Source organism: Erysipelothrix rhusiopathiae, from assembly GCF_900637845.1.
In the GTDB taxonomy this organism is placed as follows: domain Bacteria; phylum Bacillota_I; class Bacilli_A; order Erysipelotrichales; family Erysipelotrichaceae; genus Erysipelothrix; species Erysipelothrix rhusiopathiae.
Genome location: NZ_LR134439.1, coordinates 577,423 through 590,862, shown reverse-complemented (window position 1 = coordinate 590,862; position 13,440 = coordinate 577,423). Strand labels below are relative to the sequence as shown.

The following is a 13,440-nucleotide window of genomic DNA, read 5'->3' as shown; positions in this document are numbered from 1 at the left end:
AAATAGTTATTGCCTTAATGCTTAAATATATTTACGGATGTCAACTGGTGCTGCACCGTCTCCACCATTAGGTGTTGTTTGAGTGTTGAAAGCAATATCTTTTGCTACCATTTTTCTTAGGCAGTCTTTATCATCTTCACCTAAGAAGATTGAACGTGTAACTTTTTCTTTGCCTTCACAATTGTGAATGTTTCCAATATTGATCTCTGAAATTGGAACACCACCTTCAACTAAACGTAAAGCATCTTTTGTATCCTTAACAATCAAGAAAATTGTTTGTTGTGGTGACGCTTTATGAATAACTTCGATAACTTTGTCAACGGGGAAGAAACGCATTGCAACTGATTTTGGAATTACAGTTTTCATGAGAGTCTGAGCCATGACATCTTGTGCAGCTTCATCATTTGCCACGATAACGGTGTTAACGCCAAGTGATTTAATCCAAAGCTGACCTTGACCGTGAACGAGACGTTCATCGATACGTGTCATTACAATATTTGGAGTACTCATAATTTACCTCTTTCTTACCAATACAATTCCCAGTCTTTATAAAGACGCATTAGAGCTTCTAAATAATAGTAGTCGCCCCAGATGTTTCCTTCATCCACACCTTTTCCACTGTGCCATGAATAGACACCGTGATAAAGCACTGGATTTCCTGGTTCATGTGTTGTTTTTGTATAGTTGTCGATCAACGATCTTAAGATTGTGTGTGATGCTCCCTCATACACAGTTTTAAGTTCATCATTCTTCATATATTTGATCATTTCTAGCATACCACATACTGCAATTGCTGCAGCACTTGAATCGCGTGATTGATCATCACCATCTGTAAAGATGAGATCCCAATAACATACGAAATCTTTTGGTAAACGGTTTAAGAAATAATTTGTCATTCCTTCGTGTAGTGGGAACACTTCATCTTCATGTGTATAACGGTAGTTTAATGGAATTCCATAAACACCCCAAGCTTGGCCTCTTGCCCAGGATGACTCATCGTTATAACCTTGACGTGTAGCACCACGTACTGGACCACCTGTTTCAGGATCCATGTAGAATGTGTGGAACGCACTTGCATCATCACGAATTACGTATTGACAGCTCGTGTAGAAATGACGCTCTGCGATATTCGCATATTTGTCATCACCCGTTACTTCTGTTGCCCAATATAATAATGGGATGTTCAATAAGCAATCAATAATGAAACGGTAATGCTCAGGATTGTTATACTCGCCCCAGGCTTGTATAAACTCACCTTTTTCTTGCCAACGGGTAATGAGCTTATCAGCCGCTAAAACAGCAGCTTCTTTCGCTTTTTCAGAACCTGTTAGTTTGTAACTTGCCACACATGATAATGAATATAAGAATCCAAGATCATGGTGATCAATTTCAATATCATTTACAACACGGTGGTGGAAAGAATCAACATTTTTATCTGCGAGCTCACGATACTTCTCATCACCTGTGTATTCATACGCCAACCACAATAGACCAGTCCAAAATCCGTCTGTCCATTCGATATTATCGATGATCGGATATTTCAGATCTTTTGTTGCTGACCATGGGAAGCGCTCACCAATGTGCTCCATATTGAGATCAATCTTCTTAATGGTATCTTCAATTGCTTGCTTCACTTCTTCTTTTGTAAGCAGTGTTGCATTCTTGAAAATATCAATATCGCGGATTGGCTCAATGGTCACTTGCTTAATATGCTTTTCCATGTAAGTACCTCCTTGAAAAACGTTTATAAACTGGTTTACTGGACATACGCATTATAGCCCTTGATTTTTGTCATGTCAACGGTTTTTTTTAATAAATCTAACCGCTTTCATGTGAAATTATCATTTTTTTCACAATTTAGTCCTTATATATAGGCGAAACTTTATTTTTTTAGTAAACCAGTTGACAAAACCGGTTTACTCACCTATTATTGTCTTAGCTGGTTTGCTAGAGACCGACTGGACATTGGTCAAAATAAAAGGGAGACTACTATATGAGTGAAGTTTTAAATAGAGTTGAAAAAATCGGTATCGTTCCCGTAGTTAAAATAACTGAAATCGAAGATGCATTGCCAATGGCACAAGCACTTTATAACGGTGGCATCGATTGTATGGAAATCACATTCCGAAGTGAATTTGCGTTACCCGGAATCGAAATCATCGCTAAAGAATTACCAGATATGTTAATTGGAGCGGGTACTGTCTCATCAGTTTCCCAAGCCGAAACTGCAATCAAGGCTGGGGCACAGTTCATTGTAACACCTGGATTTAATCATGACGTTGTGAAATGGTGTGTTGAAAATGATGTTCTTGTATTACCTGGAATTTCTACAGCATCAGAACTTGAAACAGCAATCTCTTACGGATTGACAAACGTTAAGTTCTTCCCTGCAGAATCAAGTGGTGGTGCTAAGAAGATCAAAGACCTCAGTGCACCGTATGCTGACATTACATTTATGCCAACAGGCGGAATTAATGCTAAGAACATGCATGATTACTTAGCTTTACCTTGCATTAATGCTATTGGTGGTAGCTTCATGTTACCTGCTGATGCGATTGCAGCTAAAGATTGGGATACCGTTGAACGCCTTAGTCGTGAAGCAGTGGATGCATTGTTATCATATGAATTAATTCATATTGGTTTCAATAACAACACTAGTGAAGAAGCCAAAGAAAATGCTGAAGTATTATGTAATTTGTTTGGATTTAAGTATTATGGAAAACCTAAGAGTCATTTCGCAGGTCGTGGTTTTGAATTCCTAAACTCAGTGGGACGTGGCAAACACGGACACTTTGGAATTTACACCCCTTACCCAGAACGTGCTCTGTATCAATTAGAGAAAAAAGGTATCCATGTTGTAGAAGAAACAATTACTCGCAACAAGAAAACAAACAAAATCAACTTTGCATACTTAGATAAAGAAATCGCAGGATTTGCCATTCATTTGATCAATCCTGACGTGAAGATGTAGAGAGGGTATTTAAATGAAAAAAGTAATTACATTTGGAGAAATTATGCTTCGTCTTGCTCCAGAAGGTTACCTCCGTTTTTCGCAAGCTGATCGATATCAAGCGACTTACGGCGGTGGCGAAGCAAACGTTGCTGTTTCACTTTCAAACTTTGGAGTGGACGCAGCATTTGTAACAAAATTACCAACCCACGCAATTGGACAAAACGCTGTTAACGATTTACGTCGTTATGGTGTTGATACAAGCAAGATCACACGTGGTGGTGATCGTGTAGGTATCTACTTCTTGGAAAAAGGTGCTTCACAACGTGCAAGTCAAGTTGTTTATGACCGTGCACATTCCGCAATCGCTGAAGCAAAGCCAGAAGATTTTGACTGGGATGCAATTTTTGAAGGTTATGACTGGTTCCATACCACAGGAATCACACCTGCTTTAGGTGAAAACGTAGCCGAAATTACACTACAAGCTGCAAAAGCAGCTAAAAAACACGGTTTAACTGTGAGTTGTGATCTTAACTTCCGTAAGAAGTTATGGAGTAATGAACAAGCAAATAAAACAATGGGTGAATTAATGGAGTATGTTGATGTTGTCATCGCAAACGAAGAAGATTCACACGATGTATTTGGAATTTCAGCTTCAAACACAGATATCACAACAGGTGAAATCAACCATGATGGTTATATTGATGTTGCAAAACAACTTCACGAGCGCTTTAACTTTAAAGCAGTTGCAATCACATTACGTGAAAGCATCTCAGCAAGTGATAACAATTGGTCAACAATGCTTTATACAGGCGATCAAGCTTATTTCTCAAAGAAATATAACGTTCGTATTGTAGACCGCGTTGGTGGTGGAGACTCATTCGGTGCTGGATTAATTTATTCAATGCTACATGATTATACACCGCAAGATGCAATTGAATTTGCTACAGCAGCTAGCTGTCTAAAACACTCTGTAGAGGGTGATTACAACCGTGTTACTGTTCAGGAAGTGGAAACACTTGCTAAAGGTGACGGTTCAGGTCGTGTACAACGATAGGAAAGGAATTAAATATGAGTAACTTTAAAATGGAAAACTTCCGTTTAGACGGAAAAATCGCTCTTGTAACAGGAGCATCATACGGAATTGGTTTTGCTTTAGCTCAAGGATATGCTGAAGCAGGCGCAACAATCGTATTTAACGATATTAATCAAGACCTTGTAAACAAAGGACTTGCAGCATACGAAGCAGAAGGCATTAAAGCTCATGGTTATGTATGTGACGTAACAAATGAAGAACAAGTTACAGCAATGATCAAACAAATTGAAACAGAAGTTGGAACAATCGATATTCTTGTAAACAACGCAGGAATCATCAAACGTGTACCAATGATCGAAATGTCAGTTGAAGATTGGCGTCAAGTTATTGACATCGACCTTAACGGACCATTCATCATGTCAAAAGCTGTACTTCCTTCAATGATCGAAAAAGGACACGGTAAAATCATTAACATCTGTTCAATGATGAGTGAACTTGGACGTGAAACTGTAAGTGCTTATGCTGCTGCTAAAGGTGGTTTAAAAATGCTTACTAAGAATATTGCATCAGAATACGGTGAACACAATATTCAATGTAATGGAATTGGACCTGGTTATATTGAAACACCTCAAACAGCTCCATTACGCGTTGATGGACATCCATTCAACAGCTTCATTATTTCAAAAACACCAGCTGCACGTTGGGGTAAACCAGAAGATTTAATGGGACCTGCTGTATTCTTAGCTTCAGAAGCATCAGACTTCGTAAACGGACACATCCTTTACGTTGATGGTGGTATCTTAGCTTACATTGGTAAACAACCAGCATAGATTGAACATTTAAACGATGTATCGAACGCCACGTGGTGGACACACCACGTGGGTTATTAGAAAGAGGATTTAATATGAAAATTGCATTAATTAACGAAAACTCACAAGCTGCTAAAAACGGAATTATCTTAGCATCATTAACACAAGAAGCTGAAAAAGCTGGGCACACAGTTGTAAACTACGGTATGTACAACGGTGAACAAGAACACCAATTAACATATGTTAAAAACGGACTTCTTGCTTCAATCTTATTAACTACAAAAGCAGTAGACTTTGTTGTTACAGGTTGTGGAACAGGTCAAGGTGCTATGTTAGCATGTAACTCATTCCCAAATGTACTTTGCGGACACGTTACAAACCCATTAGACGCTTACCTATTCGGTCAAGTAAACGATGGTAACTGTATTGCAATGCCATTTGCACAAGGATTCGGTTGGGGTGGAGAATTAAACCTTAACTACACATTCGAAAAATTATTCTCAGAATCATTTGGTGGTGGATATCCTAAAGATCGCGTTATCCCTGAACAACGCAACAAAAAAATCTTAGATGGTGTTAAAGAAGTTACACACCAACCATTAATCAAAATTCTTAAAGAAATCGATCAAGACTTCTTAAAAGAAACAATTGACTACCCTGAATTCAAAGAATTATTCTTTGCAAGCTGTCAAGATGCAGAAATCGCTGAATACCTTACTTCAGTATTAGCTGCTTAATAAAATAATTAATTTATACGAAGGCTCCACAAATCGTTCGTATAAACATTTCTCCAAATATTACACTGAATCTGTGTCTTACAACTTGTAATTTCTCCTTTATCACAATTCAGTGCCCTTCTACCGGCTTCCAATCGCAGAAGGTCAACTAAGCCTTAATTCTCCGATATAGTTAAGGTTTAGATATGATAGCAGATAGACGTTTACGTCGCTCTTCCTTAATTACACTGCTATCAGTAAGCGCAATACTTCCTACTATATCCCGTCTTAGTAGAAAGTACACATAATATAATAATTGAAAAAGACCCTGCTTCCTGGGTCTTTTTTTTTATCGTTTATGACGGAATAGGATTCCGAGAATGCAAAGTAAAGATCCGAGTAACCATGATGATTGCTCAGGCACTCCGGTTGCCGGTAGGTATTTTGGCTTACTGTGAAGAGGTTTTAGATCGTCTCTTGTATTCTTTGAATATTCAGTGCCCTTTTGTACTTCATGTGAAAGAGGCGCTTGTACTTCTAAGTCCTGATGATTTGGATCATTTAAATGTTCTACCGCCTGCTTATGCATCAAGTTCATTAGAACAGGACTTTCCACATCTTGCGGTATACTTTGTTTTAATGCCTGTGAACTACTTGTATTAACGTCCATATCTTTGTCTTCTTTAACTACATGATACATTAAGGAATCATGTGTTTTATTCGCAGGCTTAGAGTCTACGTACCTAGGACTTCGCATCAATATAGGTTCAGAATTATCCTGTTGGTTTGTTACGATTCCATCTTTAACTACCGACTCAAATGGTCTAAATTTAGGTAATAGTTGTTCGAGATGTGAATGACTCTCAGGCATGACCTCCTCATTTTGAATCAACCGATTCATTTTCATATCCATTGAAGGTGATATCAATTTTATCTCTTTGTTCGGCTCTACTTGGGTAGAAACGAATGTTTTAGAAGCACTTGGTTTGGGCTCATTTGTTACCGCATTTGAAAGCGAAGATTCTGTATGCATGTCATGATTTTTCTCCATTATTTGCTCTGTGTCCTTTATCGCCCCTATTTGTATAGACTTGGACTCGCTTGGTTTTGAAGCATCTAATGTGACGTTACCTGGTAGAGGTTCAGTTTGCAGGTCTTTTGTTTTTTCAGAGATTAAGTCTGATTGCTGATGATTATCAGACTGGATTTTTCCTACTGGAACTTTCATTTCTTTTGAACTTATCTCAGTTGATTCCTCAACATCCTTCAAAGCGGTATTTGACGCTCCCTGTTGCGGAAATAAATCATTCTTTGTATTGAGTTCAAAAGGATAAATATTAAGGTCGTAATGCTCCATTAAATCCGCCAAATCTTGACTTGTTTTAACGTCATGTTTTTCAAGTAAACTTTGCTTTTTACTTTCATCAAGTTGATTGAATCGATTCACCATACGATTTACAATCGTATCAACATACTTATCATGTTTCTGTTTCAAATCCGTTAAACTACATCCATAGTTCCGGTCATCACTATAAACATGATGTACAACCGTTCCTCGTGGTGTGTTATGTTCTTCTAAAATACGCACTTCATCCAACTCATTAAAACGAATACTTTTGCGTTTTGAATCAAACAAATCAAATCGAGCTCTTAGTCCCATTGGTAAATCATCTAAGGGTTTGTCTGGGTCTTTTGTTATGGAAGCACCGCTTCCTTCCACCTCAAATTTGAGCTGACCGTAACCAAATGTACCATCATCAACCAAACGAATGTGTTTCATTCCTTGTTCATGACTAACTTCGATCCGACCACCTTCAAATGTGATTAGAGGTTTGGACTTTGTTAAGGTATACCGTTTAATATCCGGTTCTTTGCCATCTTGAGCCCGTATCACCGAAACGGTTACATCAACAAGTTCATTAAAAAGTAGATTGTTGTGTTCATAATTTTCAAGATGAAATGGACTTAAATAAAGATCGTAGCCAACCATACCCTTTCCATCTTTTTGAACACCACGAAAATCATCATTGACATCGACATACCACTGGGTCATGCCTTCATCTTTCTTTAGACTTCTAATTTTAAATGGAAGTCTTTTAGGACGTGTTAGATCTAATTGAGGTATTGTAATCTTTTGTTTACGCAAAATACCTCGCATATCATAACGATTCGTTCGAATTACTGGTTCTTCGCGTGCTGTATCAATAATGTAAGCATAGTTTTGGTAGTTATCAATCCCCTCATCCAAATCATCTTCTAGAAGCGTATAGTAGTAGTTTAACTCAACTTTATCACAGACAAAAGTCTGTGAACCATCCTCAAAAATTTGGATTACCGGTCTAAAACTATCAGCTGGAATTGTATATTTGTTCCATAAATGCTGACGTGCTGCATCATCCATCCCATCATCTGCTGCAATGGGAAGCGCAAGCATCATACAAAAAATCATTAATAGTAGTGCTTTGATTTTCATTACTAACTCCTTTCGACGACAAGTATAGCACCGAATTTCATTAATCAATCTTAAATCAAAACCGCTCATGCAAAAAAAATGCCCGAAGGCATTAAGAAGTCGGTGAACACGTAAGATTATTATCCTGAAGTTCCAGCAATACATTTTCAAGCGACTGTTGGTATGAGACAGGTTGCATTGGCATCAACATCGACTCATCTATTAAATCCCTCTCCAACATCAAGTTGGTATAGCCTGAAGCGATCGCAAACATTCGATTATTATACTCATACTGATAAACAAACATTAAAGTTCCATTCACATAAGCTTGTTGAGAATCACGATCTCGAGCATTCGCAATATTCTTAGGTAAAATGCCATAACAGACATAAACCTCTTGCGTATCCGCATTAACCGTATCCTCAACCCGCTTCTTCGCGTCAATACGAAGACGATCTAGATTATTAATCTCATCTGTATTCTTCGGAACTTTAGCCAAGGTATCCACATCAAAAGCCATACTTGTTTGTGCGAGCATAATTCTGTGTTCTAACATAAAGGTCTTACCTGCTGTCGAAGGTTTAACCGTCACCGTCACCGAGTCACCAATCGATAAATCACTTGGATTCACAATTGAATAATCTAACATCGAAAACAATTCAGACATAACATCATCCGCTAACAGAACACCGGAAGTATCCATTTCCGCAATACCTTCACCATTGGATCCGCTGAATCTTAACTTAAAACCATCGAAAGGATCAAAGACCACTTCGTTATGAATTTCCTGAACTACAAAAACCTTTTCGGTATCCGTAAATAGAAGTTTATTTGAATCCATAAAGCGTTGTGTCGATTCTGGTACTTTCGCTTTTAGGACGACCCGATCGCCAATTTTCAAATCCTGATTCGGTTCAAGAGAATATTTAATTGCCTTATGCACACGATTTAGTTGTGGATCTGATTCGATTAACTTCTTATTGATTTCAATAAAGCCAGTCGCACCTTCACCATCACCTTGGAACCGAACACTCACATTCTCAAACGGATCAATTTTCGTGATACGATAGACATGATCCCAAAGAAAATAACCACCCACCGAAATAAAACCAAGAATCAATAAGATTATGATCCAACGGGTACGATTCTTATTGGAATCACTCGGCAAAAAGGTTTGTGTCTTATCAACAGATGACGATGGTACAGTACGATTATTTTGATTTTGTTGTGACATACGGCCTCCTTTTCTATAATAATAGCATGGAATGAATTGATATTGTACCTATATACTGTCCTTTACAATACTTTTAATGAACAAAGAAAAAGTACACCGTAGTGTACTAATCTTCAAGTGCAAAAAGTCCTGCTGTATAACCTGTTGAAAATGCTGAAGTTATATTGAAACCACCTGTGTAGGCGTTATAGTCCATCAACTCGCCACAGAAAGAAATCGTTGGATTAATCTTAGAACGCATCGTCTTTGGATCAATTTCTTTTAGATTAACGCCACCATTCGTCACAAATGCATGTGCAAATCCTCGTGTAGCATAAACCGTCATTGGGAATTTTTTAAGGGTTTGAATGATTTCATGATCCCCTTTGCAAAATGTTTTAAAATAAGCGAGTAAACGCTTTGGAATGCCTTGTTCTTGAACAAAGGCTTCCCAGTCTTCTTGAGCTTGTAATTGCTCTAACGAAATCTTCGGTAAAAAATCAATGCTTAAGTTTACAGGATTCTCTTTATCTAAGATACGCATAACATAAAAACTTGCACGTAAAGCAGCGGGACCTGAAATTCCAAAATGAGTAAACAATAGATCATGAGTAATACTGTGTTTAATCTTAGTACCTTTATACACGTGAACCGTTACATCATGAAACGATAAACCTTGTAACGTTTTCTCTTGAACAAAAAGATCATTAGAAACCAAAGGAACTTCTGCAGGTACAAGATCTGTAATTGAGTGACCCAGTGATTTAGAAAGTTCATAACCGTTTCCATCCGAACCCGTTCCAGGAAGTGTACGACTTCCTGTTGCAAGAATTAGATGGTCATAAGGAAATTTTCGTGTCTCAGTAAGAACAACTTGACTTGCAGTGTCGATCCCTGTTACAAAGGCATGTAAATGAACCTCAACATCTGAATTCAAAAGCTTACGATTCAATGCCTCTACAATATCTTGAGACTTGTTACTTTCTGGAAATACACGATGATGATCTTCAATTTTTAAAGGACAACCATTTTCAGGGAAAAAGGATTGAATGCTTTGTGGGTTAAAATTCGTTAAACTCGAAAACAAGAATTTACCATTTTTGGGCACATGCTTAATAACCTCTTCATTGCTTACATTTGCGGTAACATTACAGCGTCCCCCTCCGGTCATCCGTAATTTTTTTCCTAATCGTTCATTGCGTTCAAGTAATATAACATGAGCTTGAGGATGATTTATCTTAGCAGAAATTGCAGCCATCATCCCCGATGGACCGCCTCCAATAACAACAATATTTTTCATATAAAACTCCAATCTTTCTCTTATTATACATAAAAAGAGTGATGAATTCATCACTCTTGAATAGCAGATTGGATTCGCTTGAGCGCAGCTTCTAAAATTGACTGAGGACAAGCAAGATTCATGCGCATAAATCCATCTCCCGAATCCCCAAATTTTGAACCATTACTTAAAAACACATCGTGTGCTATCAATTTCTCTATTAATACATCTTCAGAAAAACCAACATCTCGGAAATCAAGCCATTGAAGATAAGTCCCTTCAAGAGGAAAAACACGAATGGGGAGTTGTTCTTTCTCGACAAATGTTTGAACCAAGTGATGATTCTGAGCAATCAGTTCAACAAATTCATCAAACCACGTTTCACATTGAGTGTACGCAATTTGTGTTGCAGCTAATCCCAAAATATTAGTACTTAACGACCCACTGGCACGAGAAACATGCTCTTTATACTGATTTCTTAACGATTCCGATGCGATAATCACATGCGCATTTTGAAGCCCTGCAAGATTAAACGACTTGCTTGCGGAAGCAAACGTAATCGTATGACTGCAGGCTTTATCGCTTAATGATGCATACGGAATAAAGGTATAGCCTGGCATGATCAAATCACCGTGAATCTCATCTGCAAACACTAAAACATTATGTTTCGAACAAATTGCTTCGATGCGACTTAGTTCATGATGACTCCATACACGCCCAACTGGATTATGCGGACTGCATAATAAAAGCACTTTCGTATTTTCATCTGAAGCCTTTGCTTCAAAATCCTTGAAATCAATCACCATGACATCATCCACTTCCACAAGTTTTGTCTCAACAACCTTTCGATCTAAATTTTCAATACTTCGCTTAAAGGGATAATAAACTGGGGTCATAATCAAGACGCCATCTCCGGTACGTGTAAAGGCCTTGAGGGCATTATTAATCGCTACGACAACACCTGGGGCTTGAAGAATCCAATCTAGTTTTAAATGCCATTGGTGGCGTCTTTGATACCAACGAATAACAGCATCATAATACGCATTACTTGGTGCAGTATAACCAAAAACCATATCATCAAGATAATCTTTTAATCCTTCTGTTAATGCTTTAGGATGAAAGAAATCTACATCTGCTACTGTAAAAGGGAACGCATCGTCACCGTGATGTGGAGCACTTTGATCCATCTCCATCCACTTATAGGAACGGTCATCACGTCGATTGCGTATCGTTTTGAAATTTTCCATATGAACCTCCTGTTCCTACTTTAACAATATCTTCACAATGTTGTGTGAATAACAGCAAAAATCTTATGGTATAATACATTTACAAGAGGTGATTCTCATGCAACAAAATCTTAGTGATGAACTCATACGTGTGGGCAATGATTTAAGGAAAGCACTTGAAAATGCACTCTCAACGATGGATGGTGCTTCTAATTGGGGCTTATTGGATCTTTTAAGTGGAAATTATTATATGACATACACAAAATATCATAAAATTGAATCCGCTGAAGTAAATCTTGCACATGTAAAAGATTTGGCACGCCAATTTGAATGTGAACTGGAAACCTTTAATCAAAGTAGGCCAAACATCATTGATGTAAAACCGTTCCATACCATTTCACATTATTTCTTTGATAATCTTTATGCTGATTTCTTAATACAAGGAAATATTGCGGAAGCAAAAGAAGCATTACGTGAAATGATGCGCTGTACTGAGAATATTATAAGAACAATCAATCATCAATCTTAGAGGAGGTTATATGATTAAAACTAAAGTTTTCCAAGACCACAGTAGTTTAGACGAAGAACCATTAGACGCCTTAAAACAAATGGAATTATTCATTAATCAAGATGATATTGAGTATCTCGGGCATTCCCATGCAAACCGTACTTCACGTGAGCGTTTAGCGGGTTGGACGGCAAAACATTATGATCGCGAAATTATCTTGGTTTATAAGCAAATAGGGTCTTAATAAAACCCCCATATTCACTTTGGTGATGAATATGGGGGTTTTTGTTTCAAGTTATCTGCTAGTCTATAGACTTTTCACGCAACAAACGTAAAATACCAAAGGCATCATTTCGTTGAAGCGATTTATGATACGGTGTTTTTTTCGATGTATTTTCAGAACTTTGAACCTGATAAGAAAACACATCCATACCCATACGATCAACAATAAGAATTTCATTAAAGGTGTAGGCAAATACAACCATCATATAGAGTGGAGATACACCCGTCACTTCAAACGTTCCATCTTCAAGAACATCTTTCAGTGTCTTCCCAATACTTTCTTGAATGCCTTCAAAATGATTTTCAAGTTTATGATGATTCAACAGTTCGATGATTTGATTTTGAGGAACATTGTGACTGATAAAGTGTTCTAATTTTTGAGAGGGTATCTCGAAATTAAGATGATCGTACTGTATTAGGTCTGCATAGAGCGTCAATACAAGATTATCAATGGGGAATTTCGGTGCGGTCAAAACCATCGCTTGATAAAGCGCATGCATCCTTTGCAGACCAAATTCGGAAACCTGGTTCATTTGTTCCACAAACATTTTTAAAACACGGCTACGTGGGTCAACATCCACATGATGTAATAAATACACCGCACTCAGTATCAAGAGTCCAAGCCATAGACTTGTGAATATTACAAGATGATAACGAGACAACATGCCTAAATTCCCACCGGTAATCCCAATCATCATTAAAATTGAGGATGACCCGATAATAATTCGTTCACTGAATTTGAAAGTTAACTTTCGTTTTTTATACAAGAATTCAAAATAACACTCCAGAACAAACCATGAAAGCAAAATCGTAAGAAGCGCAAATGGCATTCCAGTTTCAGGTGACTTATAGAAAAATGAGTAATACGCATAAACAAGAGCACTGACTAAAAGAAGCCATTTAAATTTAAATTTTCGCATATAAGTCCTCCTTAATCTTCCTCATTATAACAAGTTTTATTTCCGGCGT

General features: G+C 37.6%; 13 protein-coding genes. 6 read left to right on the top strand and 7 right to left on the bottom strand.

Annotation, left to right across the window (positions count from 1 at the left end; translation table 11 throughout):
- Nucleotides 1-21 precede the first annotated feature (21 nt).
- Together EL194_RS02840 and EL194_RS02835 are read right to left on the bottom strand one after the other, a co-directional pair.
- The gene (locus EL194_RS02840; protein WP_003775092.1) at nucleotides 22-510 is read right to left on the bottom strand and encodes a PTS sugar transporter subunit IIB; all 489 of its coding nucleotides are present in this window, start codon (nucleotides 508-510) and stop codon (nucleotides 22-24) included.
- A gap of 14 nt (nucleotides 511-524) precedes the next feature.
- The gene (locus EL194_RS02835; protein ID WP_003775090.1) at nucleotides 525-1,721 is read right to left on the bottom strand and encodes a glycoside hydrolase family 88 protein; all 1,197 of its coding nucleotides are present in this window, start codon (nucleotides 1,719-1,721) and stop codon (nucleotides 525-527) included.
- 272 nt (nucleotides 1,722-1,993) lie between these two features.
- On the opposite strand from EL194_RS02835, the gene EL194_RS02830 reads away from it, so the two are divergent.
- From EL194_RS02830 to EL194_RS02815, 4 genes are all read left to right on the top strand, one after another.
- Nucleotides 1,994-2,971, top strand: coding sequence for a bifunctional 4-hydroxy-2-oxoglutarate aldolase/2-dehydro-3-deoxy-phosphogluconate aldolase (locus EL194_RS02830; RefSeq protein WP_003775088.1), 978 nt, complete (start codon nucleotides 1,994-1,996; stop codon nucleotides 2,969-2,971).
- A 13-nt stretch (nucleotides 2,972-2,984) separates the two neighbouring features.
- Nucleotides 2,985-4,007 carry a sugar kinase gene (locus EL194_RS02825; RefSeq protein WP_003775086.1) on the top strand — a complete coding sequence of 341 codons (1,023 nt, stop codon included), beginning with the start codon at nucleotides 2,985-2,987 and terminating at the stop codon, nucleotides 4,005-4,007.
- Nucleotides 4,008-4,021: 14 nt separating this feature from the next.
- Nucleotides 4,022-4,816 carry a gluconate 5-dehydrogenase gene (locus tag EL194_RS02820; RefSeq protein WP_003775084.1) on the top strand — a complete coding sequence of 265 codons (795 nt, stop codon included), beginning with the start codon at nucleotides 4,022-4,024 and terminating at the stop codon, nucleotides 4,814-4,816.
- Between the two features lie 74 nt (nucleotides 4,817-4,890).
- Nucleotides 4,891-5,532: an RpiB/LacA/LacB family sugar-phosphate isomerase gene (locus EL194_RS02815; protein WP_013853184.1), complete on the top strand. Its 642-nt coding sequence runs from the start codon at nucleotides 4,891-4,893 to the stop codon at nucleotides 5,530-5,532.
- A gap of 328 nt (nucleotides 5,533-5,860) precedes the next feature.
- Here EL194_RS02815 and EL194_RS02810 read toward each other — a convergent pair whose 3' ends face one another.
- From EL194_RS02810 to EL194_RS02795, 4 genes are all read right to left on the bottom strand, one after another.
- Nucleotides 5,861-7,984 (bottom strand): hypothetical protein, encoded by a 2,124-nt coding sequence (locus EL194_RS02810; RefSeq protein ID WP_003775080.1) that lies wholly within the window; start codon nucleotides 7,982-7,984, stop codon nucleotides 5,861-5,863.
- A gap of 91 nt (nucleotides 7,985-8,075) precedes the next feature.
- A complete protein-coding gene (locus EL194_RS02805; RefSeq protein ID WP_003775079.1) occupies nucleotides 8,076-9,197 on the bottom strand; it encodes a hypothetical protein in 1,122 nt (373 codons plus the stop codon).
- Between the two features lie 106 nt (nucleotides 9,198-9,303).
- Nucleotides 9,304-10,476, bottom strand: coding sequence for a BaiN/RdsA family NAD(P)/FAD-dependent oxidoreductase (locus tag EL194_RS02800; RefSeq protein WP_034886739.1), 1,173 nt, complete (start codon nucleotides 10,474-10,476; stop codon nucleotides 9,304-9,306).
- A gap of 50 nt (nucleotides 10,477-10,526) precedes the next feature.
- Nucleotides 10,527-11,702 carry a MalY/PatB family protein gene (locus tag EL194_RS02795; RefSeq protein WP_003775075.1) on the bottom strand — a complete coding sequence of 392 codons (1,176 nt, stop codon included), beginning with the start codon at nucleotides 11,700-11,702 and terminating at the stop codon, nucleotides 10,527-10,529.
- Between the two features lie 97 nt (nucleotides 11,703-11,799).
- Here EL194_RS02795 and EL194_RS02790 point away from each other — a divergent pair, with 97 nt between their 5' ends.
- Together EL194_RS02790 and EL194_RS02785 are read left to right on the top strand one after the other, a co-directional pair.
- Nucleotides 11,800-12,210 (top strand): hypothetical protein, encoded by a 411-nt coding sequence (locus EL194_RS02790; RefSeq protein ID WP_003775073.1) that lies wholly within the window; start codon nucleotides 11,800-11,802, stop codon nucleotides 12,208-12,210.
- A gap of 10 nt (nucleotides 12,211-12,220) precedes the next feature.
- Complete coding sequence (locus EL194_RS02785) at nucleotides 12,221-12,433, top strand: hypothetical protein (RefSeq protein ID WP_003775071.1); 213 nt, start codon at nucleotides 12,221-12,223, stop codon at nucleotides 12,431-12,433.
- A gap of 58 nt (nucleotides 12,434-12,491) precedes the next feature.
- Here the strand turns inward: EL194_RS02785 and EL194_RS02780 are convergent, their stop codons facing one another.
- Entirely contained in the window at nucleotides 12,492-13,391 is a 900-nt protein-coding gene (locus tag EL194_RS02780) for a hypothetical protein (RefSeq protein ID WP_003775069.1), read from the bottom strand.
- Nucleotides 13,392-13,440 lie beyond the last annotated feature (49 nt).

Coding starts and splice junctions, on each gene's coding strand:
- EL194_RS02840 (WP_003775092.1), bottom strand. CDS start 510: ATGAGTACTCCAAATATTGTAATGACACGTATCGATGAACGTCTCGTT.
- EL194_RS02835 (WP_003775090.1), bottom strand. CDS start 1,721: ATGGAAAAGCATATTAAGCAAGTGACCATTGAGCCAATCCGCGATATT.
- EL194_RS02830 (WP_003775088.1), top strand. CDS start 1,994: ATGAGTGAAGTTTTAAATAGAGTTGAAAAAATCGGTATCGTTCCCGTA.
- EL194_RS02825 (WP_003775086.1), top strand. CDS start 2,985: ATGAAAAAAGTAATTACATTTGGAGAAATTATGCTTCGTCTTGCTCCA.
- EL194_RS02820 (WP_003775084.1), top strand. CDS start 4,022: ATGAGTAACTTTAAAATGGAAAACTTCCGTTTAGACGGAAAAATCGCT.
- EL194_RS02815 (WP_013853184.1), top strand. CDS start 4,891: ATGAAAATTGCATTAATTAACGAAAACTCACAAGCTGCTAAAAACGGA.
- EL194_RS02810 (WP_003775080.1), bottom strand. CDS start 7,984: ATGAAAATCAAAGCACTACTATTAATGATTTTTTGTATGATGCTTGCG.
- EL194_RS02805 (WP_003775079.1), bottom strand. CDS start 9,197: ATGTCACAACAAAATCAAAATAATCGTACTGTACCATCGTCATCTGTT.
- EL194_RS02800 (WP_034886739.1), bottom strand. CDS start 10,476: ATGAAAAATATTGTTGTTATTGGAGGCGGTCCATCGGGGATGATGGCT.
- EL194_RS02795 (WP_003775075.1), bottom strand. CDS start 11,702: ATGGAAAATTTCAAAACGATACGCAATCGACGTGATGACCGTTCCTAT.
- EL194_RS02790 (WP_003775073.1), top strand. CDS start 11,800: ATGCAACAAAATCTTAGTGATGAACTCATACGTGTGGGCAATGATTTA.
- EL194_RS02785 (WP_003775071.1), top strand. CDS start 12,221: ATGATTAAAACTAAAGTTTTCCAAGACCACAGTAGTTTAGACGAAGAA.
- EL194_RS02780 (WP_003775069.1), bottom strand. CDS start 13,391: ATGCGAAAATTTAAATTTAAATGGCTTCTTTTAGTCAGTGCTCTTGTT.